Origin of the sequence: Nocardia sp. NPDC058705 (assembly GCF_042749305.1) — a bacterium.
Lineage (GTDB): Bacteria > Actinomycetota > Actinomycetes > Mycobacteriales > Mycobacteriaceae > Nocardia.
Window position 1 is genome coordinate 1 of sequence record NZ_JBHYRN010000048.1, and the last position, 25,316, is coordinate 25,316.

Sequence of the window (25,316 nt, forward strand, 5' to 3'; positions counted from 1 at the left end):
CGGCGGCTAACTCGCGGCCCCCAGGGGGCCGCGCTCGAGCGCGCCAGCGCTCCAACAAACACAGCTCCTACAACACCGCGGCCAGGCGGGTGCCCTGGTTGATCGCGCGCTTGGCGTCCAGTTCGGCGGCCAGGTCGGCACCGCCGATGAGGTGCAGATCGACGCCTGCGGCGCGCAGGGGTTCTTCCAGTTCGCGGACGGATTCCTGGCCGGCGCAGATGATCACGTTGTCGACCTCGATCACGCGCGGGTTCTCGTGCTTTTCGCCGAAGCTGATGTGCAGGCCCGCGTCGTCGATGCGGTCGTAGTTCACGCCGCCGACCTGTTCGACGCCCTTGGCCTTGAGGGCCGCTCGGTGGACCCAGCCGGTGGTCTTGCCGAGATCCTTGCCGAAGGGGGTCGACTTACGTTGCAGCAGAACGACATCGCGGGCGGCGGGGGAGGGCTTGGGCTTGGCGAGCTGGCCGGGGACCTGCTCGTTCTCGGAATCGACGCCCCACTCCTCTTTCCACTCGTCGAGCTTGAGCGTGGGATGTCCTTCGACAGTGAGGTATTCGCTCACGTCGTAGCCGATGCCGCCAGCGCCGATCACGGCGACCTTCTTGCCGACCGGCTTGGCTTCCTTCACCAGTTCGGCGTAGGAGAGCACCATCGGGTGGTCGATACCGGGGATGTTGGGGATGCGGGGGCGCACGCCGGTCGCCAGGATCACCGAGTCGTACTTGCCTTCGATCAATTCCTCTGCGCTGACCCGCTTTTCGAGATGCAGGGTGACGCCGGTGAGGTCGATCTTGCGGCGGAAGTAGCGGATCGACTCGTCGAACTCCTCCTTGCCGGGGATGCGGCGGGCGATGTCGAACTGGCCGCCGATCTTGTCGTCGGCTTCGAACAGATCGACGTGATGGCCACGCTCGGCCAGGCTCACCGCGGCCGACAGCCCGGCGGGACCGGCACCGACGACGGCGATCCGCTTGGCGCGGCGAGTCGGCAGCAGGTTCAGCGTGGTCTCGCTGCCCGCACGCGGGTTGACCAGGCACGACACCTTCTTGTTGCCGAAAGCGTGGTCGAGGCAGGCCTGGTTGCAGGCGATGCAGGTGTTGATCTCGTCGGCACGGTCGTTTTGGGCCTTGTTGGCCCACTCGGGGTCGGCCAGCAGCGGGCGGGCCATCGAGATCAGTGCCGCGTCACCGCGGGTCAGGATCTCCTCGGCGATCTCGGGCATATTGATCCGGTTCGACGCGCAGACCGGGATGTTGACCTTGCGGGCGATCTTGGCGGTGAACTCCACGAACGCCGCGCGCGGCACCGAGGTGACGATGGTGGGCACCCGCGCCTCGTGCCAGCCGATATCGGTGTTGAGGATGTCGACGCCGACGGCCTCCAATTCCTGTGCCAGGGCGACGATCTCGTCGAAGGTCTGCCCCTTCTCGACCAGTTCGGCCATCGACAGCCGGAACACGATGATGAAATCGGGGCCGACCGCCTCGCGAATGCGGCGCGCGATCTCGACCGGCATCCGGCGCCGGTTCTCCGGCGTGCCACCCCACTTGTCGGTGCGCTTGTTCACGCGCGGGGCGAGGAACTGGTTGATGAAATACCCTTCACCGCCCATGATCTCGCAGCCGTCGTAGCCGGCGAACTTGGCCAGTTCGGCGCAGCGGGCGTAGTCGTCGATGGTGCGCTCGACACCCTTCGACGACAGTGCGCGCGGCTTGAACGGGTTGATCGCCGACTTGATCGCCGAGGCCGAAACACTGGTCGGCATATAGGAATAACGCCCGGCGTGCAGGATCTGGATGGCGATCTTGCCGCCCTCGGCGTGCACCGCCTTGGTGATGGCGCGATGCCGGTAGGCCTCGGTCTTGTTGGTGAGCTTGCCGCCGAGCGGGGCCAGCCAGCCGGTGCGGTTGGGTGCGTAACCGCCGGTGATGATCAGGCCGACACCGCCGCGCGCGCGTTCGGCGAAGTAGGCCGCCAGCTTGTTGGTGTCCCAGGCGCGGTCTTCCAGGCCGGTGTGCATGGAACCCATGACCACGCGGTTGCGCAGGGTGGTGTGGCCGAGGTCGAGGGGGGAGAACAGCTGTGGATAGGTCATGGGCGAGGTTCACCTTTTCGCGGTCGCAGGGCCTGCAGTACTTCGTCGCACCATTCGAGGTAGCCGGCCTCCGCGCGGAGACCCGCGCGCAGAACCAGGTACTGGTGCAGAGCGGTGCCGGAGAGCTGGTCCGGCACCGGGAAGAATTTCTTTTCGCTGAGGCGGTACTCGTCGAGTCGCTGCGCGTGCTGGGCGCGATGGCGCTCCACTTCGGCGCAGATGGCATCGATGTCGCCGTAGGCGGCGGCGCGGATCTTCACGCCGAGTTCGTCGCGGGCGGGCGCGGCGTCGGTGGGTTCGGCGAGCCAGCGCGCGATCTCGGCCTGGCCCGCGGGGGCCACCGAGTACACCTTCTTGTCGGGTTTGCCCTGCTGATTCACCGATTCGACGGTGACCCAGCCGGATTCCTCCATACGCTTGAGAACCCGGTAGATCTGCTGGTGGGTGGCACTCCAGAAGTAGCCGATCGACTTGTCGAATCGGCGTGCGAGCTCATACCCCGAGCCGGCCCGCTCGGTGAGCGAGACCAGTAGCGCGTGCTCCAGTGCCATGGCACGAGGGTATCCGCAACACTCGGTACTATGCAACCAGGTTCATATGAATTGACGGCGCGAATGTATTAGACGGCGTGCGTGCCGGATCGCCATTACGCTTCGCCTCATGACCGAGGTGAACGCGTCGGAGACCGTCGGCGAGGCGGCCGGGCGTGGGCAGGTACTGGCGTGGGGACTGTGGGACTGGGGGTCCTCGGCGTTCCAGGCCGTGACGCTGACCTTCGTGTTCTCGGTGTATCTCACCGACAAGGTGGGCGACGATCTGCCCGGTTCGACACCGGCGAGTGCGTGGCTGGGTTGGGCGCTGGCGGCGGCCGGACTGGTCGTCGCGCTGACGGCACCGGTCTGCGGGCAGTACTTCGACGCGGTCGGCTCCCGTAAACGGGCCTTGGCGACCCTGACGGCGCTGACGGTCGGCGCGATGTCGCTGATGTTCTTCGTCCACGACGACTATCACGACCTGTGGCTCGGCCTGGCGCTGCTCGCGTTCGCCTCCGCCACCTTCGAACTCGCGGGCGTGCCCTACAACGCGATGATGCGGCAGGTCTCGACCCCGGCCACGGTCGGGCGGGTGTCCGGATTCGGTTGGGCGATGGGCTATTTCGGCGGCATCGTGCTGCTGCTGGTCTGCTACGCGGGCTTCCTGGCCGGTGACGGTGACACCCGCGGATTGCTCGGGATGCCCACCGATCAGGGCCTCAACGTGCGGCTGGTGATCGTGCTGGCGGCGGTGTGGTTCACGGTGTTCGCGCTGCCGGTGCTGTTCGCGGTGCCCGAGATGCCGCGCACCGGCGCCGACCCCGGCGCGGCGAAGGTCGGCTTCCTCGGGTCCTACCGGGTGTTGTGGCGTGACGTGCGCGAGCTGTGGGGACAGGACCGGCACACGGTGTACTTCCTGCTGGCCAGCGCGGTGTTCCGGGACGGGCTGGCTGGCGTGTTCACCTTCGGCGGGGTGCTCGCGGTGACGGTGTACGGGTTCGCCGACGCCGACGTGCTGCTGTTCGGGATCGCCGCGAACGTCGTCGCCGGGGCGGCCGCGATCGTGGCGGGCCGGTTCGACGACCGGATCGGGCCCAAGCGGGTGATCGTGGCCTCGCTGGTCGGGATGCTCGCGTGCGGGCTCGCGCTGCTACTGGTGTCGGGTCCGGCGATGTTCTGGATCTTCGGCCTGGCGCTCACCGTGTTCGTCGGTCCCGCGCAGGCCTCGGCCCGCTCGTATCTGGCGCGCCTGGCGCCGCCAGGACGGGAAGGTCAGCTGTTCGGTCTGTACACCACGACCGGACGGGCCGTGTCGTTCCTGGCGCCCGCGCTGTTCGGCCTGTTCGTGCTGGTTTTCCACAGCGATCGAGCCGGAATCGCCGGCCTGCTCGTCGTGCTGGCTGTCGGCCTGCTGGTACTTCTCCCGGTCCGTGCGCCCGCACCCGCAGAAAAGGCCGTCCTGTGATGTGTCACCGAAGCGGCGCCGAATAGTTGTGTGTACGCCCGTACTCTGAGTTCACTCCGCGTTTTTGGGTACCCAGCCCGCGATGCCCAAAGCGATCAGGCGCATCTGCATGACAGTGCGTTCCTGAATCGCCGATTCCTCACGGGGGGTGGACGCTACGAACGCGGCGATACCGTCGGTGACGGTGGTGACGAGGAGATCCGCGGCGATCTCCAGCTCGGTGGTGCTCCATGAATCCAGTGCACGCAGGCGCGACAGATCGGCGACGATCTCGCGCACGATGAGCTGCATTTCCATCGCGATGGCCTGACGCAGTGGAGCAGGCCCACCGTGACGCTCGCGAATGAGGAAACCGAACAGGGCGCGCTTGGCGCGGACCTGCTCGAACACGAAGCGGACCGTATCGGCCAGATGCGCGTCCGGCTTGCGTCTGACCTCGCGCAATGCCAGTCGCAGCGCGGTGACGCCCTCGTCGACGATCGTCGCGCCGAGGTCGTCGAGCGAGGCGAAGTGGCGATAGAAAGCGGTCGGCACGATGCCGGCCGAGCGCGCGATCTCACGCAGGCTCAATGCCGCGAATCCGCGCTCGGAAGCCAAGGTCAGGGTGCCTTCGAGCAGGGCCGCACGGGTGTGCGCTTTGCGCTCGTTGCGGGTTCCCGCCTGCTCAGTCACATCGGTGAGCATACATCCGTTCACCATAGCGGCCTTCGTCATTATGTTGTCCGCCTCACATTATTGCCGGTTGACAGTGGCCCGGGGTCATCGGGCACACTGGTGAGTGTACAGACGTGCACTGAAAATTGAAGGGCGCGTCGAAGGACTTCTCGTAAGGGGCAACAGGACATGGTGGGACTGATCGATCTGGTGCAGACGTTGACCACGCCGCATCCGCTGGACCGGTACCTCGAGCTCGTCCGTCCCGGGCTCACCGCCCGGGAGCTGCGGGCCGAGGTCACTCATGTTTCGCACGCGGTGCCGGGCTCGGTGACACTCACCCTGCGCGCCTCGCGGCAGTGGCGCGGCCACGCCGCCGGTCAGTACGTGCAGATCGGTGTCTCGATCAACGGCGTGCGCCACACCCGCTGCTACTCGCCGATCGACCCGGAGAGCACCGGCGAGCGCTACCTGCAGCTCACCGTCAAGGCACACCCGGGCGGGCTGGTGTCGAACTACCTGCACGCCAACGCCAAGCCGGGCATGGTCGTCGACCTGGCGCCTGCCTCGGGTGTGTTCCACCTGCCCGAGCAGCGGCCCGACAAGATCCTGTTGGTCAGCGGCGGCTCCGGCATCACGCCGGTGCTGTCGATGCTGCGTACTCTCGACGCTGAGGGGTACACAGGAGACGTCACCTTCCTGCACTACGCGCGCCAGCCCGAAATGGTGCCGCACCGTGCGGAACTGTCCTCGATCGCGCAGCGCCGCGCCAACTTCCGGATCGAATACCGCTACCCGGTCGAGCCGGGCACGGTGATCGACGGTGAAACCTCCACCGGCAGTGGGTTCTTCGACTACGACGAGCTCGAGCGGGTGGCACCCTGGTTCGCCGACGCGCAGACCTTCGTGTGCGGGCCGCCGCCGCTGATGCGGGCGGTGCAGACGATCTTCGAAGCCGAAGGTCTCCAAGATCGGGTGCTCAGTGAGGAATTCACGCTCACCACGATCCCGACGGATCCGTCCGAAGCGACCGGCACCGTCACCTTCTCCGACAGCGACGTCGCCGCCGACAACACCGGAGCAACGCTGCTCGAGCAGGCCGAAGCATCCGGCCTGACCCCGGAATACGGCTGCCGCATGGGAATTTGCTTCTCCTGCACCGCGACCAAGGTCTCCGGCTGCACCCGCAACATCCGCACCGGCGAACTCGACGCCGAGCCCGACAAGCAGATCCAGGTCTGCATCAACACAGCTGTCGGCGACGTCGACATCGCACTCTGAACGACACACAAGAACCAACAAGGGGAGATATAGCCATGACGATCCTCACCGAAGGCAAAGACGGCCCGGTCATCCTGACCCCGGACCAGGTCGAAGAGCTCGGCGCCGCACTGGACGCGATCCGCGCCCGCGTCGTCGACGACCTCGGCGAACGCGACCGCGACTACATCTACAACATCATCAAGACCCAGCGTGGCTTCGAAATCGCCGGCCGCGGTCTGATGTACCTGGGCTTCCTGCCGCCGTTCTGGCTGGCCGGTGTCGCCGCGCTGGGTGTGTCGAAGATCCTCGACAACATGGAGATCGGCCACAACGTCATGCACGGCCAGTACGACTGGATGCGTGAGCGCGGCATCAACTCCCGCGAATTCGACTGGGACACCGTCTGCCCGGCGGACCAGTGGAAGCACTCGCACAACTACATGCACCACACCCACACCAATATCGTCGACATGGACCGCGACATCGGTTACGGCGTCCTGCGCATCGATCCCGCGCAGAAGTGGAACCCGTACTACCTGGGTAACCCGGTGTACGCGTTCCTGCTGATGATGCTGTTCGAGTGGGGCGTGATGCTGCACGACCTCGAGGCCGACAACATCATCAAGGGCAAGCGCAAGTGGTCCGACATCAAGCCGCTGCTCAAGGGCCAGGGTAAGAAGGCCGGCAAGCAGGTCCTCAAGGACTACGTAATGTTCCCGGCGCTGACCGGCCCGCTGTTCGTGTCGACCCTTGCCGGCAACGTGGCGGCCAACCTGGTGCGCAACGTGTGGACCTACTCGATCATCTTCTGTGGTCACTTCCCCTCGGGCGTGCAGACCTTCTCAAAGGAGGAGACCGAGGTCGAGACCCGTGGCGAGTGGTACGTGCGCCAGATGCTGGGTTCGGCCAACATCAAGGGCTCGCGACTGTTCCACATCATGTCGGGCAACCTGTCGCACCAGATCGAGCACCACCTGTTCCCGGACATCCCGGCCAACCGGTACCCGGAGATCGCGCCCGAGGTGAAGGCGCTGGCCGACAAGTACGGCCTGCCCTACAACACCGGTCGTTTCTCCAAGCAGATCGGCTCGGTCTGGGCGAAGATCTTCCAGCTCTCGGTGCCGGATCGTTTCGTGAAGAGGGCGTCCGAGCCCGGTGTTATCGTTATGCGAAATCAGCCGGAATCCTCCACTGTGAGCGGGTAAATGGTCGGGAAATTCGAAAGCAACAAGGATCTGGTCCAGGAATTGACGGCATCCGGTGCGCAGCGGGTCGGTAAAATCGCCTCGCTGATCACCGGGACCGTCGCCGAGGTTGCTCGCGAGATCGGTGAATTCGTCACCGATGCGATCGAGATGAGAGAAGCCGCTGCGGCTGCTCGTCGAGATGCGGAGAAGGACGCGGCTTTCGTCGAGACCGTCGACTCTCCGGTATCGGAAGATCTCGACGCGCCGACGTTGTTCGCCGAACCGGCCGCGGGCGACAAAGCCGCGGCTTCCGGCGACAAAGCCCCGGCTACCGGCGACAAAACCCCGGTTACGGGCGAGCAGGTCTGATCCTCACCACACCGGCAACCGCCTGCGGTGTTCGGTGACATCGGTGATCAGATCCCGGTAGCCGTCGGTCAATTCGGCAAGACGACACCACTGCAGATGGGTGCGAGCCTCCCGCTGCCGTGGTGTCGTCGTCGTTTGCGCGGCCAGTGCCAGTTGCGCGGCAATCCATTTCGCGGCCATCCGGTCGATCACCGCGCCGAGGGTCTCGGTGTGCAGCGAGGCGCCGTCGCGGTGTTCGACATGGGCGGCGACCCAGTCGTCGATGCGGGCGATCAGCGCGACACGGTCGTTGTCGATGGCGTCGACCAGTCGCCCGTATGCCGCGACGCCGCTGCTCGAGGCGGCGGGATCACGGGCCTGCTCCAGGAGTTTGCGTCGGCGATCGTGGCAGTTCGCGAGCCCGCGGGCGGCGTCGAGAACCTGGTGTCGCGTCGGGTCGGGGTGGTGGGTGTGCAGAAAGGCGCGCAACAGTGCCGACGGTGTCGGTAGCTGTGCGGCGTCCAGACGATGATCGATCGGCATGGCTGCCCCTGACGACGCGTTGGTGCATGGATACGCCGACGCCGCGGAGCAGGTGTGGGTGCCACTCCCCGGCACCGGCGTAGCCCCGCCCGGACGTCGACGAAAGTCCGCGACGCTGCGGTGGAAGACGGCCCGGGGAAAAATCGGGACCCATTCAGGAAAGCGCGATTCGACGGCGCAGCGCAATAGTATGGTGTACGAACTCGGCGGTCGGTGGAGATTGTTATCCACCATTACGGCACGGTCTCTCCGTGAGTACTACCAGGTAACCGCCGCGGCACATTTCCGGCAACCATTTTGCCGCCCTGTGCATTAACCTCGATACTTGTGCCGGCCTACGTATCCTCGCCAGAGCTGACCTTCGGGTTCCTGTTCGCGCTGGAAGATCCAGAGCGAATCGCCGATGTGGTGCGCGGCCTCATGGAACGTCGTGCGGTGTCGGTGTTCCGGCTCGCGCGCCTGTCCGGCGACGACGGCCCACCCGAACGCTACGTCGTGAATTGGGCCGCCATCCCACAGATTTCGATCACCACCGGCGCCCCCGACGAAGAGCAGCTGCGCGCGCAGCGGATCATGCTGGTCAACGCCTTCCTCGGGGAGGGCGGCGAGGTGAGCATGTACGCGGGAAACCCGGACGGGCCGAGCTGAATTCAGCGGGTCGACTCGTAGATCCGGCGGACCACGTCCTCGATATCGGGTTCCTCGATCGACAGATCGCGCACCTGCGCCCGGTCCGACACCGCGGCCAGTAAAGCCGCGGCGGTGGTCTTCTCTGCGTCGAAGGCCAGGCGCTGGCGCATGCCACCCGCTTCGCTGGACAGTAACTGGGCCCCGCAGGGCAGGTCGTCGAGATCCGGTGTGGGAGCGGCCAGGTCGACCACCAGCACCCGGCGCGCGCCGACGGTGGCGCCGAGCCCGGTCAGTGAACCGTCGTACACCAGTCGCCCGTAATCGACCACGAGCACCCGATCGCAGAGCCGTTCGATATCGCCCATGTCGTGGGTGGTGAGCAGCAGCGTGGTGCCGCGCTCGATGCGTTCGGCGCGCAGGAACTCGCGTAATCGTTGCTTGGACAGCACGTCGAGGCCGATCGTCGGCTCGTCCAGGATCACCAGCTCCGGCGAATGCAGCAGCGCGGCGGCCACTTCCGCGCGCATGCGCTGGCCGAGCGAGAGCTGGCGGACCGGGGTGTCGAGGGTGTCGGCCATCTCGAGCTGTTCGACCAGTTCGTGGGTCCGCTTGTCGGCGATGTCGGGGTCGAGACGATGGATCGCCGCCAGGATCGAAAACGACTCGTGCAGTGGCAGATCCCACCACAGCTGCGAGCGCTGCCCGAACACCACGCCGATGCGGGAGGCGAGTTCCTTGCGCTGGCGCACCGGCTCGAGGCCGCAGGTGCGCACGGAGCCGGTGGTCGGCACGAGGATGCCGGTGAGCATCTTGATGGTCGTCGACTTGCCCGCGCCGTTGGCGCCGATATAGCCGACCGCGGAACCGCGTTCGATGCGGAAGCTCATCCGGTCGACGGCGGTGATGGTGTCGCGGTGGCGGCGCCAGCGGCGGCCGTTCTTGCGGTAGACGGTGAATTCCCGGGTGAGGTCATCGATGTCGATGATCGGTTCGGCGTTCTCGTGGGAGTCCATCATCTACCCCCCTCCTCCCTGATAGTGCCTCGTACCGATTCGCCATGCCGCCGAGGCGAGCAACCACACCCACACCGCGGCGAGTGGGGTGAGCCACGCCGACCACGCGGGCAACAGCGGTGGCCCCGGCAATCCGAGCAGGGCGATCGTCGGCACATATGCCGTGAACGCGACGGGAATCGCGAACCCGAACAACAGTTTCAGCGGTGTCGGGAACACCGAGGCCGGCTGCATCGCGGCGAACGAACCGCCGTAGGTGAAGCTGTTGGTGAGCTCGGCACCATCGATCAAGAAGAACTGTAGTCCCGCCGCGCATACGAATAGGCCACAGAACAGTGCAAATCCACTTATCAAGGTGATCACGATCAAGGTAACTGGCGCGATGCCCCAGTCGATATCGTTGCGCCACAGGCCGATTCCGAGCACGATCACCGCGACGGCGGCGCGGGCCAGCCTGCGTAACGAGATATCGCTGGTTACCAGTTGCAGCAGAAGTGGTTGTGGGCGAAGGTGATAGGCGTCGAGAGTGCCCATCCGAATCATCGACGGCAGCGAATCCAGGTGCCCCACCGCGACCTGGGCCAGCGCGAACGAGGTGTTGGACAGCCCGAACAGCAGCAGCGCCGCCTCGACATCGAGGCCGCCGAGTACGCCGACATTGTGGAAGATCACCCACACCTCGCCGAACTCCACCAGCCCGATCAGGAAGGCACTGAACACCTCGGTGGCGAACGAAAGCCGGTATACCTGCTGTGCTTTCACACGCGAACGCAATACTGCGAGATAGGGGGTGAACCAGGTCCCGGCAACGATGCGCGCGGAATCCGGTTCAGCCACCCTGTACCTCCAGCCTGCGTTGTCCCGCTCGCAACAACACCCTGCCGAGCAGTCCGATCACCAGCACCCAGAAGCCCTGTATCGCAACGATGATCAAGGCATCTGTTCCAGCGGCCCGCCCTGACAGGGTATCGATCGGGGCCTGCAGGATGGACGGAAACGGCGTAGACATGGCGACCACGCGCAACCAGTCGGGAAACATGTGCACCGGGACGAAAAGCCCCGCCAGAAATGTGCCGACGATCTGGTAGAGCACCCGGATGCCGCGAATCTCGACCACCCAGAATCCGATCAGCGCCACCGCGAACAGGCACAGAAACGACAACGCCACCGCGAGCAGCACACTGATCAGACCGAGCAGATAGGCCAGCGGAGTGTCGGGCATCGACAGGCCGAAGGTGGTGGCGCCGATGACGATGCTCGGTACTGCGCGCGGCAGAATCGTGCAGGCGGCGCGGCCCATATCGGTGGCGAGGTAGCCCAGTTGCACGTCGATCGGGCGCAGGAAATCGATCGCGACGTCACCGGTTTTGATCCGGTCGACCAGGTCGATCTGCGGGCCCATGAACTGGGTGGCGCCGAGCAGTGCCTGCGACAACCACACGTACGCGCCGATGGTGCCCTCGTCGTAGCCGCCGAAATCACTGGCCGAACGCACCGCCGCGACCATCACCGCCGCGCGAACGAACCCGAACACGCAGTTGGTGAAAAGCCCGGCGAACATCGCCAGTTTGTATTGCGCCTGCCGCTTGAACCCCGCCCGCGCCAACGTCCAATACACCCGGAAAGTCCCTGGCTCGCGACGACGCCGCGCTGCGAAAGCAAGCCAACCATCCCCCACCACACTGCCCCGCACAATCAGTCAACTGTAGGCCGACCGCGACGAATCAGGACGAAAACGGCACGGATCGCTACTGCCGTGCGGGTGCCAGCGGTAGCCGCTCAGTCGGTGGGGAAGCCTGTCGCGAACAGGATCGCGATGGCGACGGAGCTGACCACGGAGATGGCAAGGATGATCCACATGGGCTGAAAGATTACCTTTCTCCGGCCGTTACTCCGGCATTGCCTCACTGTGGCCCTCGCCCGGCGTGCTGACCTGCGAAAAGGTCGGCCCGCCGCCGGGCAGTCCCTGTTCCCATGGCGCCGGACGTCGTTGTGCCAGTACTGTACGAACGATCGTTCTTATTTGTACGTTCGGCTTGGTACCCATCAAGCCGGCACCATCCCTGAGCGAAGGAGTTCGCCTTGCCTGTCACCAGCCGTGAATGGCGTTTGATCGCGCGTCCCGACGGAACGCCCACCGCCGCCGATGTCGAACTGACCACCGTGACCCTCGACGATCCCGCTCCGGGTCAGGCGTTGATCCGCAACGACTGGATGTCGGTCGACCCGTACATGCGCAGCCGTATGAACGCCGGTGATGGCTACCTACCGCCGTTCGAGCTCGGTGTCGCGCTCACCGGCGCTGCCGTCGGCACGGTGATCGCGTCGGCCTCCGACGCGCTACCGGTCGGCGCTGTCGTCAGCCACTTCGACGGCTGGCGCGAGTACACGTCGGCCTCCTGGGCGCAGCTGCTCGATGTGACATCCGTGCCGCCACAAGCGTATTTGGGCGTGCTCGGCACCACCGGGCTCACCGCTTATGCCGGCCTCACCGAGGTAGCGAAGATCGCTGAAGGCGATGTCGTGTTCGTCTCGGCGGCGGCAGGCGCCGTCGGTTCGATCGCAGGTCAGCTGGCGCGCACGCTCGGCGCGAAGCTGGTGATCGGCTCGGCAGGCGGTCCGGAGAAGTCGCGAAAGCTGGTGGAGCAGTTCGGTTTCGATGCCGCGATCGACTATCGCGCCGGCGACGTGGCAGGCCAGCTGGCCGCCGCCGCACCTGGCGGCATCGACATCTACTTCGACAATGTCGGCGGCGAGCAATTGGATGCCGCCCTCGGTGCGATCAAAGTTAACGGGCGAGTTGTCCTGAGCGGCTCGCTGACGACCATCGACGCCACCGCGCTGCCTCCCGGCCCGAAGAACCTGCCACTGATCATCGGCAAGCGGGTATCGCTCTACAGCATGAACGCCGCCGACTACTTCGCCGTGCTGCCGGACTACATCTCCCAGGCGAAAGGCTGGTTGCTCGACGGCACGTTGCGGGCAGAGGAGACGGTGTTCGACGGCATCGAGAACGCGTTCACGGCGTATTCGGCGATGATCCGCGGCGAGAACGTGGGCAAAACCCTGGTGTCGTTGTCCGCGCGGCCCGCGTGACCTCCACGCTGATGTGAGATCCGGTGGTCCGAGCCGGCGGTGACCGGCTCGGCTGGCCGGATCAGACGCGGGTCATCGTGGAGGCGTATCCGCCGCCGCCGGGGTAGACCCATTCGCCGGTGACAGTGGTTCCCGCCGCGTCGAAGGTGCCCCGGTAGTAGGCGGGGCTGTCCTTGGCGCCTGCCCAGATGGTGAGGGTGTCACCGATCAATTCGTAGACGTAGTCGAACGTGTGTCCGACGGAGTCGTAGTAGCGCGAGGCCACATCGGGGCCGGTCGGTTCACCGAACGGGCGCAGGTTGCCGATCACCTCCATGCCGGTGACGGGGTAGCCGTCCTGGGCGAGATCGATGTGCTGGAGCAGGATAACCGGCCCGCCATCCATTCGTAGCGGACCGTTCCTTGCGCCCCCGGCAGGAATCGAACCTGCGACCTAGAGATTAGAAGGCTCTTGCTCTATCCAACTGAGCTACGGAGGCAATCGCTTTCACTGTGGCCGATGTCGGCCGCACTGTCCAGCTCGAAAAGTATAGCGACCGACCGGATGGCCGATCGGAGGCTCGGGTGTGGACGCCCCATCGGGGCGTGGTCGGGCACGTCGAACTACCCTCGTTGTCATGTCGTTATCGCAGGACCCCTCCGCTGGACCCGCCGTCGACGGCGGACCTCCGGCGGGTCCGGGTCCGGCGGCGTCGTTCGGTGCGCTCAGTGTGGTGGCCGGGTGTATCGCCGCGGTGGTCGCGGCCATGGTGGTCGGGTTGTCGGCCGCGCATGCGCTCAGTTTGCTCGGTATACCCGATCCGGGGGCGTTGACAACATATGGGTTGCCCGCATTGCGCGCGGTGGCCGATCTGGCTGCCGCGGTGACCGTCGGCTCGCTGCTGTTCGCGGCGTTCCTGCTGCCTCCGCGTGATGGTGGACTGCTCGAAGCGGGTGGGTATCGGGCGGTGCGGCGGGCCTCGGACGCGGCGCTGGTGTGGGCCGCGAGTGCGGCGCTGCTGGTGCCGTTGACGGTGTCGGACACGACCGGGCAGCCGGTCAGCGCGATCTGGCGGCCCGAAGTGTTGTGGCCGGTGATCACGCAGGTCGAGGTCGCGGGTGCCTGGCGCACGACGGTGTTGTTCGCGCTGATCGTGGCGATCGGGTGCCGGTGGGCGCTGCGCTGGGGCTGGACGCCGGTGCTGCTGGCGGGCGCGTTGGTGACCATGATGCCGCTGGCGCTGACCGGGCATTCGTCCTCCGGCGGCTCCCACGATGTGGCGACGAATTCGCTGATCCTGCACATGGTGTCGGCCGCGGTCTGGGTGGGCGGGCTGGTGGCGGTGCTGGCGCACGCGATGCGCGGCGGGGCGAACACCGATATCGCCGCGCGGCGGTTCTCGGTGGCCGCGACCATCTCGATCGTGGTGATCGGCCTCAGCGGCGTCGTCAATGCTTGGGTGCGGGTGCCCGTATCGGACCTGTTCACCACCACTTACGGCAGGCTCGTGCTCGCGAAAGCGGCCGCGCTGCTGGTGCTCGGCGCCATCGGCTACCTGCAGCGCCGGGCCTCGTTGCCCGCGTTGGCCGCCGATCCGCGCGACCGCGGTGCGCTCATCCGCTTCGCCGGGGTGGAGATGGTGATCTTCGCGGCGACCATCGGCCTGGCCGTCGGCCTCGGACGCACACCGCCACCGCCGCCGACCGCGGTGCCGACACCGGTCGAGGTGGAGCTGGGCTACACCCTCTCGGGTCCGCCCACGGTGAGCCGTCTGCTGTTCGACTGGCGGTTCGACCTGATCTTCGGAACCCTGGCGATCGTGTTGGCCGCGCTGTATCTGCTCGGTGTCCGTCGGCTGCGCAAACGCGGCGACGCCTGGCCGGTCGGGCGCACCATCGCCTGGTGCAGCGGCTGCCTGGTGCTGTTGCTCGCCACGTCGTCGGGGGTCGGACGCTATTCACCGGCCATGTTCAGCGTGCACATGGGCGCGCACATGGCGTTGTCGATGCTGGCACCGATCCTGCTCGCGCTCGGTGGCGCGGTGACCCTGGCTCTGCGCGCGCTCCCGCCCGCCGGACGCGGGGGAGTGCCAGGCCCGCGCGAGTGGATTCTGGCGGCCGTGCACAACCCGGTCTCGCGGTTCCTCACCCAGCCGGTGGTGGCGTCGCTGATCTTCGTCGCCGGTTTCTACGCGCTGTACCTGGGCGGCATCTTCGACGCCTATGTCGACTCGCACGCCGCCCACCTGATGATGAACGCGCACTTCCTGCTCAGCGGCTACCTGTTCTACTGGGTGGTGATCGGCATCGATCCCAAACCGCGCGAGGTGGCGCCGCTGACCAAGCTCGCGATGGTGTTCGGCACGCTGCCGTTCCACGCGTTCTTCGGCATCGCGCTGATGAGCATGACGACCGTGCTCGGCGACTGGTTCTATCGCACCCTCGACCTCGGCTGGAACATCGACCTGCTCGCCGACCAGCGCAACGGCGGCAGTTTCGCCTGGGCCAGCGGTGAGGTACCGCTGGTCGTGGTGATGCTCGCCCTGCTGGTCCAATGGTCACGCAGCGACACCAAGCTGGCCAAGCGCACCGATCGGGCCGCCGACCGCGACAACGACGCCGACCTGACCGCCTACAACGCGATGTACGCGGAGCTGGCGCGTCGTGACGGCGAGGTCCGCCGGTGAGCGGATTCGGTGGGCCGTCGAGCGAATCGACCGAGCGAGCCGGACCGGATCGGGTCTTGCGCACCGATGTGCGGGCGGCGCGGCGACGGCTGGCCGGGCGGGTGCGCAAGACGCCGGTGTTCCACACGAGCGTGGACGGGCCGGACGGGCCGGTGCCGGTATCGCTGAAAATGGAATTCCTGCAGCACGGCGGCACCTTCACGGTGCGCGGCGCGCTCAATGCCCTGCTGAGCACCGACAGCGGCGCCGATCACGTGGTGGTCGCCTCGGCGGGCAATACGGGGATCGCGGTCGCGTTGGCCGCCGCGCAACTGGGCAAGGAATGCACGATCGTGGTGCCGGAGTCCGCGCCGCACACCAAGGTGGCCGCGATGTGGGCGCACGGTGCCGAGGTGCTGTGGCACGGAACGACCTACGCCGAGGCGCAACGACGGGCCGTCACGTTGGCCGCCGAACGCGGCGCCGATCACCTGCACGCCTATGACATGCCCGCCGTGGTGGCAGGCGCCGGGGTGATCGGGCTCGAGCTGGAAGAACAGGTACGCGGCAGGCCGCCGGTGCTGGCCGCGGTCGGCGGTGGCGGGCTGATCGCGGGGCTCGGCGCGGCACTGGGCCGACGCCGCGAGATCGTCGGCATCGAATCCGAGCACATCCCGGTGCTCTCGGCCGCGCTCGCGAAAGGCGCACCGGTCGATGTGGACGTGGCGTCGCGGGCCGGCGAGTTGCTGTGCGCGACGCGGGTCGGCGATATCGCCTTCGACATCGCGCAGCGGCACCGGATGCCCGCGCTCGCGGTTGCCGACGATGCCGTCGCGGCCGCGCGTGAATATCTGTGGCGTGAGTTCCGTGTGGTGGTCGAACTCGAGGGTGCCGCCGCGCTGGCCGCCGTGCAGAGCGGGGTGTACAAACCGGCGTCCGGTGTGCGACCGATCGTGGTCCTGTGCGGGGCGAATACCGAGCTTCCCGTGCTCTGACACGGCAGATATCCACAACTGCCCGATTCATCCACAGATTCACTCGGCGCCTCCCACACCGCTGTTTCTCACGTCATCCTTGGGTGGTCAGAGCAACAACAGTGGATTCGAGCGGGGGCGGAATTCGATGTACGAGGCACACACGACGGTTGTCGGCACTGTCATCACCCAGCCGGTGCGGCGCGATCTCGGCAACGGCGAGCAGATGCTGACCTTCCGGATGGCGAGCAATGCCCGCCGATTCGACGTCAAAACGGGGGAGTGGACTGCCAACGGGACGCTGTATCTCACGGTCTCGTGCTGGCGCAGACTGGTGGCCGGGGTGGACCGGTCACTGCACCGCGGCGATCCGGTGATCGCCTACGGGCAACTGCGCACGCAGGAGTATCGCGGCAAGGACGGCACCGATCGGCGGGATCTCGAGATGCGCGCGGTCGCGGTCGGGCCCGATCTGGCGCGCTGCCACGCGAGCGTCGTCCGCCGGTCGGAGGGCATGCGATCGCTGCCGCACGCGGCGGTGCGGAATATTTCCGACCCACGTGACGCTGCGCTACCGGGGGCCGACGACGCTGCCACCGGGTATGCGTCGGCCGAACTCGTTGCCGTAGCCTCTACGACCGTGGCGGATGCTGTCCCCGCGCGATCGCCGGACGTGGTGTCGAGCACCAACGGTGCCGAGCAGATCGACGCATGAGGGTCGTTTCCGCGGCACCGGTCCCTTCCCCGTCCCGTCCCCGTTTCCCCCACCGATAGGCTTGCGCGTATGGCTGAGTTCATTTATCAGATGATCAAGGTTCGCAAAGCACACGGCGACAAAGTCATCCTCGACGACGTGTACTTGAACTTCCTTCCCGGCGCCAAAATCGGTGTCGTTGGTCCCAACGGCGCGGGTAAATCCAGCGTGCTGAAGATCATGGCGGGACTGGACCGGCCGAACAACGGTGAGGCGTTCCTCGGCGCGGGCGCCACGGTCGGCATCCTCATGCAGGAACCGGACCTCAACGAGGAGAAGACCGTCCGCGGCAACGTGGAGGAGGGCCTCGGCGAGGTCAAGGTCAAGCTGGACCGGTTCAACGAGATCGCCGAACTGATGGCCACCGAGTACTCCGACGAGCTCATGGACGAAATGGGCCAGCTCCAGGAGTTCCTCGACCACGCCGACGCCTGGGATGTCGACTCCCAGCTCGAACAGGCCATGGACGCGCTGCGCTGCCCGCCGCCGGACGCGCCGGTCACCAACCTCTCCGGTGGTGAGCGCCGCCGTGTCGCGCTGTGCAAGCTGCTGCTGAGCAAGCCCGACCTGCTGCTGCTCGACGAACCGACCAACCACCTCGACGCCGAGAGCGTGCTGTGGCTGGAGAAGCACCTCGCCGACTACCCGGGCGCTGTGCTGGCCGTCACCCACGACCGGTACTTCCTCGACAATGTCGCCGAGTGGATCCTCGAACTCGACCGTGGCCGTGCCTACCCCTACGAGGGCAACTACTCCACCTACCTGGAGAAGAAGGCCCAGCGCCTCGAGGTGCAGGGCAAGAAGGACCAGAAGCTGCAGAAGCGGCTCAAGGACGAACTGGCCTGGGTGCGCTCCGGCGCCAAGGCCCGTCAGGCCAAGAACAAGGCTCGCCTGGGTCGTTACGAGGAGATGGCGGCCGAGGCCGAGCAGCACCGCAAGTTGGACTTCGAGGAGATCCAGATCCCCGCGGGTCCGCGCCTCGGCGACATCGTGGTCAACGTGTCGAACCTGGACAAGGGCTTCGGCGATCGTCAACTCATCAAGGACCTGTCGTTCACGCTGCCGCGCAACGGCATCGTCGGCGTCATCGGGCCCAACGGTGTCGGTAAGACCACGCTGTTCAAGACCATCGTCGGTCTCGAATCGGCGGACAGTGGTGAGGTGAAGGTCGGCGAGACGGTCAAGCTGAGCTACGTCGACCAGAACCGCGGCGGCATCGACCCGAAGAAGAACGTCTGGCAGGTCGTCTCCGAAGGCCTCGACTTCATCCAGGTCGGCAACCAGGAGATGCCCTCACGCGCCTACGTCAGCGCGTTCGGCTTCAAGGGCCCGGATCAGCAGAAGCCGGCCGGTGTGCTCTCCGGTGGTGAGCGCAACCGCCTGAATCTGGCGCTGACCCTCAAAGAGGGCGGCAACCTGATCCTGCTCGACGAACCGACCAACGACCTCGACGTCGAAACCCTCAGTTCGCTCGAGAACGCGCTCGATCAGTTCCCCGGCTGCGCCGTCGTGATCTCCCACGACCGGTGGTTCCTCGATCGCACCTGCACCCACATCCTGGCGTGGGAGGGCGACGACGACAACGACGCCAAGTGGTACTGGTTCGAAGGCAACTTCGAGGCATACGAGGCGAACAAGATCGAGCGTCTCGGCGCCGACGCCGCACGCCCGCACCGTGTTACGCACCGCAAGCTGACGCGCGACTGATAACGCGCGCCCGTCGCGTGACGGCCCGGTGGAACGATCTGTGAACGGTCGATCTGCCGGGCCGTCGGCGTTATGCCGGTCGGCTCCCTCTCGTTCATCGAACGTTCGCAAGTTACCCGTGCGGCAAGCCCGAATTCGCTGAACATGTTCGAGTACCCGCAGCTAGTCTCGAAAATGCGTCACCCTCGTTGCGAAATCGAAGCGAACCACAATCCATGGGAGTGGGCTAAACGATGACGGTCTCGTCGGAAATCTCCAGCGCGGCGTGGGCCGCGGGAATGCCGCAGAGCTTGCGCGGCGATCTCGCGACTCTCGAGGAGGCGTATTTCCGACACGTCGACGCCGGCGACGTGGACTTCCCGATCCCCGGAATCACCCAGATCTTCCGGCACCACATGGAATTGGCCGCCGTTCGCCTGCCGGGTAAGGCCACCGTGCGGGTGCACCACCCCGACGACGGCACCGGGATGGGCGCGGCGGTGCAGGTCGTCACCGACGACATGCCGCTGCTGGTGGAGTCGATCACCGCGGCGCTCGGTCGGATGCAGGTGAGTGTCTCCGAGGTGATCCACCCGATCTTCGAGGTCACCCGCGACGAGCACGGCCACCTCACCGGCGCCGCGGCGCACGAGGTGGACGGCCACGGCGCGACCGGGCTCACCGAATCGTGGATGCACCTGCAACTGCACCCCTCGACCAGCCGGGCCCAACTCGACCACATCGAACGCACCATGCCCGAGGTGATCGACGATGTTCGCCAGGTGATCGACGACACCGAGGCCATGGCCGCGGTGCAGAGCTCGCTCGCCGACGAGCTCGACCGGTCCGCCGCCGCGGGCTCGACGCCGTTCCCCGGCGTCGAGGTATCGGACTGCGCGCAGCTGCTGCGCTGGCTGGCCGACGGCAACTTCACCCTGCTCGGTTACGCCCGCTACCGGCGCGGCGTCGAGAACGGCCACACCGTGTCCACGGCGGTGGCCGGCGCGAGCCTGGGCGTGCTCCGCCCTGATATCGGCACCGACTTCCAGGTGCCCATCAACGGCGAAGACCGCCCGCTGCTGCTGCTCACTCAGGGCCTGGTGCGCGCGACCGTGCATCGCTCGGTGTACCCGTACTTCGTCGGCGTCGCCGACGTCGACGCGGCCGGTGCGGTGGTGGGTGTGCACCTGTTCATCGGGGTGTTCACCGTCAGCGCGGTGCACGAGAACGTGCTCGACATCCCGGTGATCAATCGCCGGGTGCGCACCGCGATCGAGGGCGCCGGCTTCGACAAGGATTCGTTCTCCGGGCAGGCGATGCTCGAGGTGATCGAGTCGTTCCCGCGCACCGAACTGTTCTCCGCCGACACCGAGACCATGCGCCGCACGGCCGTCGCGGTGCTCGGCGTCGGATTGCGCAGGCAGGTCCGGCTTTTCCTGCGCTGTGACGGCTACGGCCGGTTCGTGGCCTGCATGGTGTACCTGCCGCGCGATCGCTACACCACCGCGGTCCGTCTGGAAATGCAGGAGATCCTGGTCGCCGAGCTCGGCGGTGTCGATATCGATTATTCGGCGCGGGTGAGCGAAAGCGAGCTCGCCAGTGTGTATTTCACGGTGATGCTGCCCGCCGAGTCCACCGGCAAGGCCGCTCCCGACACCTCCGAGGACAACCGGCTGCGACTGCAGGCCCTGCTCAACACGGCAAGCCACACCTGGGACGACCGGATCGGCGATGAGGTCGCCTCCTCCACGGTGCTCGATCCCGCTGTGGTGAAACGGTATTCGGACGCACTCCCCGAAAGTTACAAGGAAGACTTCTCGCCCGCTCGCGCGCTGGCCGACATCGTGCGGCTCGAGCGACTCACCGAGGGCGGCATCGGCCAGTACCTGTACCGCAGACCTGAAGCGGCCCCGGGTTCGTGGCGGTTCAGCCTCTACATCGCCGGTTCGGGTGTGTCGCTGAGCCAGGTGCTCCCGGTGCTGCAGAGCCTGGGCGTCGAGGTGGTCGACGAACGGCCCTACCAGCTCGAACACGAAGGCGGCACCGAGCGCTGGATTTACGATTTCGGCCTGCAGGCCCGTCCCGAACTGCTGCGCAACGCGCTCGGCGGCGACCTCGACGCGGCACTGCTCGAAGAGCCCGGCCAGATCGATGCCTTGCGCACCCGGTTCACCGACGCCTTCGAAGCGGTCTGGTACGACCGGGCCGAAGCCGACGGTCTCAACGAACTCGTGCTGCGCGCCGGCCTGCCGTGGCGGTCGGTCGCGATCCTGCGTGCGTACGCGAAATACCTGCAGCAGGCCGGATTCCCGTACTCCCAGGTCAATATCGCCCGTGTGCTGCTGGCCCATCCCGAGGTCGCGCGCGACTTCGTCGACCTGTTCGCCGCCCGCTTCGATCCGGCCACCGTGTCCGCCGAGACCGCCGTCGAGCTCGAGGCGCGGGTGCGGGCGGGGATCGACGAGGTGGTCAGCATGGATGCCGACCGCATCCTGCGTGCCATGCTCGGGCTGATCAAGGCCACGCTGCGCACCAACAACTACGTCCTCGATGCCGAGGGCCGTCCGCGCGACTACCTGTCGCTGAAGGTGGAACCGCGCGAGATCGCCGAATTGCCCAAGCCACGACCGCAATTCGAGATCTTCGTGTATTCGCCGCGAGTGGAGGGCGTGCACCTGCGGTTCGGCTCGGTGGCGCGTGGCGGGCTGCGCTGGTCGGACCGGCTGGAGGACTTCCGCACCGAGATCCTGGGTCTGGTCAAGGCGCAGGCGGTGAAGAACGCGGTGATCGTGCCGGTCGGGGCCAAGGGCGGCTTCGTGGTGAAGCGCCCGCCCCCGCCGATCGGTGACGCGGCCGTCGACCGGCAGGCGAGCATCGCCGAGGGCATCGCCTGCTATCGCACCTTCATCTCCGGGCTGCTCGACGTGACCGACAATGTCGACCTGGCCACCGGCGCGGTGCTGCCGCCCGATCGGGTGGTCCGCCGCGACGGCGACGACACCTACCTGGTGGTCGCCGCCGACAAGGGCACCGCCAGCTTCTCCGATATCGCCAACGATGTGGCGCTGCGCTACGGCTTCTGGCTCGGCGATGCCTTCGCTTCCGGCGGCTCGGCGGGCTATGACCACAAGGCGATGGGTATCACCGCCAAGGGTGCGTGGGAAGCGGTCAAACGCCACTTCCGCGAGATGGACATCGACACCCAGAGCCAGGAATTCACGGTTGTCGGCGTCGGCGACATGAGCGGTGACGTGTTCGGCAACGGCATGCTGCTGTCCCCGCACATCCGCCTGGTCGCGGCCTTCGACCACCGGCACATCTTCCTCGACCCGAATCCCGACGCCGCGAGCTCCTTCGCCGAACGCGAGCGCCTGTTCGCGCTGCCGCGATCCTCCTGGGCCGACTACGACCGCAGTCTGATCAGTGAAGGCGGCGGTGTCTTCGAGCGCACCGTGAAATCGGTGCCGATCTCGCCGCAGGCCAGGACCGCACTCGGCCTGCCCGATTCGGTGCAGACGCTCTCGCCGCCGGAACTGGTGCGCGCGATCCTGCTCGCGCCGGTGCAGTTGCTGTGGAACGGCGGCATCGGCACCTATGTGAAGGCCAGCACCGAATCCAATGCCGAGGTGGGCGACAAGTCCAACGACGCGGTGCGTGTCGACGGAAATCAGTTGCGGGTCAAGGTGATCGGCGAAGGCGGCAATCTGGGTGCCACCGCGCTCGGCCGGATCGAGTTCTGCCGCAACGGCGGCAAGATGAACACCGACGCGCTCGACAATTCCGCGGGCGTGGACTGCTCCGACCACGAGGTCAATATCAAGGTTCTGCTCGACGGTGTGGTCAGCGCGGGTGGTCTCGCCCCCGCCGACCGCAATCCGCTGCTGGCCTCGATGACCGATGATGTCGCGCGAATGGTGTTGCAGGACAACGTCGCTCAGAACGTGTTGATCGGCATCGCCCGCACCGACGCGCCCCACATGCTCACGGTGCACGGCCGCGTCATCGCCGATCTCGAACAGCGCCGTGGCCTCGACCGCGAACTCGAAGCGCTGCCCTCGCCCGTCGAGCTGACCCGTCTTGCCGAGGCAGGCGCCGGACTCGCCTCACCCGAACTGGCCAACCTGCTCGCGCACGTGAAGCTCGGGCTCAAGGCCGACCTGCTCGACACCGACTTGCCCGACAGCACCTATTTCGCGACCAAGCTGCCGCTGTACTTCCCTACTCCGCTGCGCGAGCAGTTCGGGGCGGCGATCAAGAAGCACCGGCTGCGCCGCGAGATCGTCACCACGATGATCGTCAACGAGGTCGTCGACTACGGCGGCATCACCTACGCCCATCGGCTCGCCGAAGAGGTCGGGGCCACCACCTCCGACACGGTGCGCGCGTTCGCCGCGGCGACCGAGATCTTCCAGCTCCACGACGTGTGGTCGCGCATCCGCAGCGCGGACGCCCCGTCCGGGGTCTGTGACCTGCTGGAACTGGAATCGAAGCGGACGCTGGACCGGGCCTCGCGCTGGTTGCTGACCAACCGTCCGCAGCCGGTCGCGGTCGGCGCCGAGATCAACCGGTACCACCGTCGCGTGCAGGAACTGGCGCCGCAGGTGCCGGGCTGGTTGCGCGGGCACCATGTCACCTCGCTCACCCAGGGCGCGGCCGAGTTGATCGCCCGCGGCGCGCCGACCGACCTGGCCACCGAGGTATTCGGGTTGCTCGGGCTGTTCCCGCTGCTCGACATCGTCGACATCGCCGATATCACCGACCGTGAAGGCACAGAGGTGGGCGCGCTGTACTACGCGCTCAACGAGCATCTCAAGATCGACTGGCTGCTCGAGGCGGTGAGCCACCTCGAACGGGGCGACCGCTGGCACGCGCTGGCCCGGCTCGCGCTGCGCGACGACATGTACGGTTCGCTGCGCTCGCTCACCCTGGATGTGCTGTCCGCGGGCGACCCGGAGGAAACGGCCGACGAGAAAATTGCATACTGGGAGTCGAAGAACCAGTCCCGGCTGGGTCGTGCGCGCGCGGCACTGTCGGAATTGTTCGAGTCCGGGACCCACGACCTCGCCACACTGTCGGTTGCCGCACGACAGGTGCGGAGCATGGTGAGCGGGGTGGGCGCCCAATCGGAGGTACCACGGTGACGAGTTCGCCCACCGGCAACACCGCCACGTCCGCACCGGAGCTGGTGTTGCCGCAGCGTTTTCACGCGAAGGTCGAGATCCGCTGGTCGGATATGGACGTGTTCCAGCACGTCAACCACGCCCGGATGGTGACGCTGCTGGAAGAGGCGCGGATCCCGTGGCTGTTCGACGACGACAAGCCGACGGCGTCGATGGGGCGCCAGGGCTGTGTGCTGGTCGACCTGCACGTGAAGTACCGCGGGCAGTTGCGCCACGAGGACACCCCGCTCGATATCGCCATGTGGGTCAAGCAGTTGCGCGCGGTCGATTTCACCATCGGCTACGAGGTGCGCGCCAACGGCGCTGCCCCTGATTCGCCGCCCGCGGTCATCGCGACCACGCAGCTCGCCGCGTTCGACATCAACACCCAGCGCCTGCGCAGGCTCAGCGAGTCCGAGCGCGATTACCTGGCATTGTGGCGGGCGTGAGCTCGGAACAACGGGTGCTGCACACGCCCGACCCGGCCGAACGCGAGAACCTGGCCACCTTCCTCAGTCGTGCCATCCGCCTCGATCCCGCTACTGTCGTCCGGCTGCGGCGGCGGGGGTCCAGTCTCGTATCTGCTTGGGTAGCAACGGGTTTCGAGACTCTCGCGGTGCGCACGATCACCGCCGAACTCGGTGTCGACGATGTGACCGTCGGCGCGGACATGGTCCTCGCCGGGCTGAGCACGGGTCATCCGATCGACCTGGGCTACTCGATGGATTCCGCGTGGCGTGGCGCACTGCCGCCCACCGACGGCTTCGCGCATGTCGACGACATTCCGGCACGGACCCTGGTCGAGTTGGCCGAACGCGGGGCGGATGTGGCCCGTGAACACGGCGGTCCCAAGGGGCCGCCCGCGTCGCTGCTCGATCAGTCGGTTCTCACCGTCACGGGGCCCGGCGATCTCGAGGTCCAGGTGCCGATGCGCGTTGTCTTCGCGCTCACCGCAATGGATTTCATCCCGCACGCGGGGGAGAAGACGGAGTCGCGGCGCATTCAGCCGTCGGAGCTGGTGCGGGTTCGGGCTACTCGTACCTGGTTGCGGCTGGATGCTCGGTACGGGTCGGTCGCTCGGCGGCTCGGTGGTGGGATTCCGTTGTCGCCCAGCTGAATTGTGCGGGCTTGGCTCCGGGGGTTTGGTAGTCGCTGGGCGGGATGTCTGGCAAGGCCTCGGGGTTTGAGTTGTCCCAGAGGTTTGACGCTGTGTTTTTGGAGCGCTGGCGCGCTCGAGCGCGGCCCCTGGGGGGCCGCGAGTTAGCCGCCGT

General features: G+C 66.7%; 21 protein-coding genes and 1 tRNA gene. 13 read left to right on the forward strand and 9 right to left on the reverse strand.

The features are described 5' to 3' along the window. Positions 1 to 67 precede the first annotated feature (67 nt). Positions 68 to 2,095: an FAD-dependent oxidoreductase gene (locus ACFW6D_RS31005; protein ID WP_379334019.1), complete on the reverse strand. Its 2,028-nt coding sequence runs from the start codon at positions 2,093 to 2,095 to the stop codon at positions 68 to 70. Next, a complete protein-coding gene (locus tag ACFW6D_RS31010) occupies positions 2,092 to 2,646 on the reverse strand; it encodes a PadR family transcriptional regulator (protein WP_379237137.1) in 555 nt (184 codons plus the stop codon). Before ACFW6D_RS31010 ends, ACFW6D_RS31005 begins: the two co-directional genes overlap by 4 nt. 109 nt (positions 2,647 to 2,755) lie before the next feature. Here ACFW6D_RS31010 and ACFW6D_RS31015 point away from each other — a divergent pair, with 109 nt between their 5' ends. Then, positions 2,756 to 4,093, forward strand: a complete 1,338-nt coding sequence (locus ACFW6D_RS31015) for an MFS transporter (protein WP_379334021.1) — start codon at positions 2,756 to 2,758, stop codon at positions 4,091 to 4,093. 51 nt (positions 4,094 to 4,144) lie between these two features. Here the strand turns inward: ACFW6D_RS31015 and ACFW6D_RS31020 are convergent, their stop codons facing one another. Beyond that, entirely contained in the window at positions 4,145 to 4,765 is a 621-nt protein-coding gene (locus ACFW6D_RS31020; protein WP_379334023.1) for a TetR family transcriptional regulator, read from the reverse strand. Between the two features lie 171 nt (positions 4,766 to 4,936). On the opposite strand from ACFW6D_RS31020, the gene ACFW6D_RS31025 reads away from it, so the two are divergent. The 3 genes from ACFW6D_RS31025 to ACFW6D_RS31035 are packed head-to-tail and all read left to right on the forward strand — an operon-like array spanning position 4,937 to position 7,566. Then, positions 4,937 to 6,028, forward strand: coding sequence for a ferredoxin reductase (locus ACFW6D_RS31025; protein ID WP_379334025.1), 1,092 nt, complete (start codon positions 4,937 to 4,939; stop codon positions 6,026 to 6,028). A gap of 35 nt (positions 6,029 to 6,063) precedes the next feature. Then, a complete protein-coding gene (locus ACFW6D_RS31030; RefSeq protein ID WP_379334027.1) occupies positions 6,064 to 7,215 on the forward strand; it encodes a fatty acid desaturase family protein in 1,152 nt (383 codons plus the stop codon). Continuing rightward, positions 7,216 to 7,566, forward strand: coding sequence for a hypothetical protein (locus ACFW6D_RS31035; RefSeq protein ID WP_379334029.1), 351 nt, complete (start codon positions 7,216 to 7,218; stop codon positions 7,564 to 7,566). A gap of 3 nt (positions 7,567 to 7,569) precedes the next feature. On the opposite strand, the gene ACFW6D_RS31040 is transcribed toward ACFW6D_RS31035, so the two are convergent. Then, positions 7,570 to 8,088, reverse strand: coding sequence for a DUF4254 domain-containing protein (locus ACFW6D_RS31040; RefSeq protein WP_379334031.1), 519 nt, complete (start codon positions 8,086 to 8,088; stop codon positions 7,570 to 7,572). 327 nt (positions 8,089 to 8,415) lie between these two features. Here ACFW6D_RS31040 and ACFW6D_RS31045 point away from each other — a divergent pair, with 327 nt between their 5' ends. After that, positions 8,416 to 8,736, forward strand: coding sequence for a hypothetical protein (locus tag ACFW6D_RS31045; protein WP_379334033.1), 321 nt, complete (start codon positions 8,416 to 8,418; stop codon positions 8,734 to 8,736). Between the two features lie 2 nt (positions 8,737 to 8,738). On the opposite strand, the gene ACFW6D_RS31050 is transcribed toward ACFW6D_RS31045, so the two are convergent. Genes ACFW6D_RS31050 through ACFW6D_RS31060 form a run of 3 tightly spaced genes read right to left on the reverse strand, consistent with a single transcriptional unit; the run spans position 8,739 to position 11,349 of the window. After that, positions 8,739 to 9,731 (reverse strand): ATP-binding cassette domain-containing protein, encoded by a 993-nt coding sequence (locus ACFW6D_RS31050; protein ID WP_379334052.1) that lies wholly within the window; start codon positions 9,729 to 9,731, stop codon positions 8,739 to 8,741. A 3-nt stretch (positions 9,732 to 9,734) separates the two neighbouring features. Next, the gene (locus tag ACFW6D_RS31055) at positions 9,735 to 10,568 is read right to left on the reverse strand and encodes an ABC transporter permease (RefSeq protein ID WP_379334035.1); all 834 of its coding nucleotides are present in this window, start codon (positions 10,566 to 10,568) and stop codon (positions 9,735 to 9,737) included. Beyond that, complete coding sequence (locus ACFW6D_RS31060; protein ID WP_379334037.1) at positions 10,561 to 11,349, reverse strand: ABC transporter permease; 789 nt, start codon at positions 11,347 to 11,349, stop codon at positions 10,561 to 10,563. The genes ACFW6D_RS31055 and ACFW6D_RS31060 overlap by 8 nt, the downstream gene beginning before the upstream one ends. Before the next feature lie 464 nt (positions 11,350 to 11,813). Between ACFW6D_RS31060 and ACFW6D_RS31065 the strand changes: the two genes are divergently transcribed. Next, complete coding sequence (locus ACFW6D_RS31065) at positions 11,814 to 12,827, forward strand: NADP-dependent oxidoreductase (protein WP_379334039.1); 1,014 nt, start codon at positions 11,814 to 11,816, stop codon at positions 12,825 to 12,827. Between the two features lie 61 nt (positions 12,828 to 12,888). Here ACFW6D_RS31065 and ACFW6D_RS31070 read toward each other — a convergent pair whose 3' ends face one another. Together ACFW6D_RS31070 and ACFW6D_RS31075 are read right to left on the reverse strand one after the other, a co-directional pair. Continuing rightward, on the reverse strand, positions 12,889 to 13,212 hold the full coding sequence (locus ACFW6D_RS31070) for a hypothetical protein (protein ID WP_379334041.1): 324 nt from the start codon (positions 13,210 to 13,212) through the stop codon (positions 12,889 to 12,891). 20 nt (positions 13,213 to 13,232) lie between these two features. After that, positions 13,233 to 13,306: transfer RNA gene (locus ACFW6D_RS31075), tRNA-Arg, on the reverse strand. Positions 13,307 to 13,444: 138 nt separating this feature from the next. On the opposite strand from ACFW6D_RS31075, the gene ACFW6D_RS31080 reads away from it, so the two are divergent. The 7 genes from ACFW6D_RS31080 (at position 13,445) to ACFW6D_RS31110 (ending at position 25,162) form a co-directional block, all read left to right on the forward strand. Beyond that, a complete protein-coding gene (locus tag ACFW6D_RS31080) occupies positions 13,445 to 15,493 on the forward strand; it encodes a cytochrome c oxidase assembly protein (protein WP_379334043.1) in 2,049 nt (682 codons plus the stop codon). Then, positions 15,490 to 16,467, forward strand: coding sequence for a serine/threonine dehydratase (locus ACFW6D_RS31085; protein ID WP_379334045.1), 978 nt, complete (start codon positions 15,490 to 15,492; stop codon positions 16,465 to 16,467). Before ACFW6D_RS31080 ends, ACFW6D_RS31085 begins: the two co-directional genes overlap by 4 nt. A gap of 127 nt (positions 16,468 to 16,594) precedes the next feature. Next, positions 16,595 to 17,161, forward strand: coding sequence for a single-stranded DNA-binding protein (locus ACFW6D_RS31090; RefSeq protein ID WP_379334046.1), 567 nt, complete (start codon positions 16,595 to 16,597; stop codon positions 17,159 to 17,161). A gap of 69 nt (positions 17,162 to 17,230) precedes the next feature. Then, positions 17,231 to 18,907, forward strand: coding sequence for an energy-dependent translational throttle protein EttA (ettA, locus tag ACFW6D_RS31095; protein ID WP_379237000.1), 1,677 nt, complete (start codon positions 17,231 to 17,233; stop codon positions 18,905 to 18,907). 233 nt (positions 18,908 to 19,140) lie between these two features. Beyond that, the gene (locus ACFW6D_RS31100; protein WP_379334048.1) at positions 19,141 to 24,027 is read left to right on the forward strand and encodes an NAD-glutamate dehydrogenase; all 4,887 of its coding nucleotides are present in this window, start codon (positions 19,141 to 19,143) and stop codon (positions 24,025 to 24,027) included. 41 nt (positions 24,028 to 24,068) lie between these two features. Continuing rightward, on the forward strand, positions 24,069 to 24,494 hold the full coding sequence (locus ACFW6D_RS31105; RefSeq protein ID WP_379334054.1) for an acyl-CoA thioesterase: 426 nt from the start codon (positions 24,069 to 24,071) through the stop codon (positions 24,492 to 24,494). Then, positions 24,491 to 25,162, forward strand: coding sequence for a hypothetical protein (locus ACFW6D_RS31110; protein WP_379334050.1), 672 nt, complete (start codon positions 24,491 to 24,493; stop codon positions 25,160 to 25,162). Before ACFW6D_RS31105 ends, ACFW6D_RS31110 begins: the two co-directional genes overlap by 4 nt. Positions 25,163 to 25,316: the final 154 nt, after the last annotated feature.

What these genes read in the sequence shown, in the direction of transcription:
- ACFW6D_RS31005 (WP_379334019.1), bottom strand. Translation starts at nt 2,095, where the DNA reads ATGACCTATCCACAGCTGTTCTCCCCCCTCGACCTCGGCCACACCACC.
- ACFW6D_RS31010 (WP_379237137.1), bottom strand. Translation starts at nt 2,646, where the DNA reads ATGGCACTGGAGCACGCGCTACTGGTCTCGCTCACCGAGCGGGCCGGC.
- ACFW6D_RS31015 (WP_379334021.1), top strand. Translation starts at nt 2,756, where the DNA reads ATGACCGAGGTGAACGCGTCGGAGACCGTCGGCGAGGCGGCCGGGCGT.
- ACFW6D_RS31025 (WP_379334025.1), top strand. Translation starts at nt 4,937, where the DNA reads ATGGTGGGACTGATCGATCTGGTGCAGACGTTGACCACGCCGCATCCG.
- ACFW6D_RS31030 (WP_379334027.1), top strand. Translation starts at nt 6,064, where the DNA reads ATGACGATCCTCACCGAAGGCAAAGACGGCCCGGTCATCCTGACCCCG.
- ACFW6D_RS31035 (WP_379334029.1), top strand. Translation starts at nt 7,216, where the DNA reads ATGGTCGGGAAATTCGAAAGCAACAAGGATCTGGTCCAGGAATTGACG.
- ACFW6D_RS31040 (WP_379334031.1), bottom strand. Translation starts at nt 8,088, where the DNA reads ATGCCGATCGATCATCGTCTGGACGCCGCACAGCTACCGACACCGTCG.
- ACFW6D_RS31050 (WP_379334052.1), bottom strand. Translation starts at nt 9,731, where the DNA reads ATGGACTCCCACGAGAACGCCGAACCGATCATCGACATCGATGACCTC.
- ACFW6D_RS31070 (WP_379334041.1), bottom strand. Translation starts at nt 13,212, where the DNA reads ATGGATGGCGGGCCGGTTATCCTGCTCCAGCACATCGATCTCGCCCAG.
- ACFW6D_RS31080 (WP_379334043.1), top strand. Translation starts at nt 13,445, where the DNA reads ATGTCGTTATCGCAGGACCCCTCCGCTGGACCCGCCGTCGACGGCGGA.
- ACFW6D_RS31090 (WP_379334046.1), top strand. Translation starts at nt 16,595, where the DNA reads ATGTACGAGGCACACACGACGGTTGTCGGCACTGTCATCACCCAGCCG.
- ettA (WP_379237000.1), top strand. Translation starts at nt 17,231, where the DNA reads ATGGCTGAGTTCATTTATCAGATGATCAAGGTTCGCAAAGCACACGGC.
- ACFW6D_RS31100 (WP_379334048.1), top strand. Translation starts at nt 19,141, where the DNA reads ATGACGGTCTCGTCGGAAATCTCCAGCGCGGCGTGGGCCGCGGGAATG.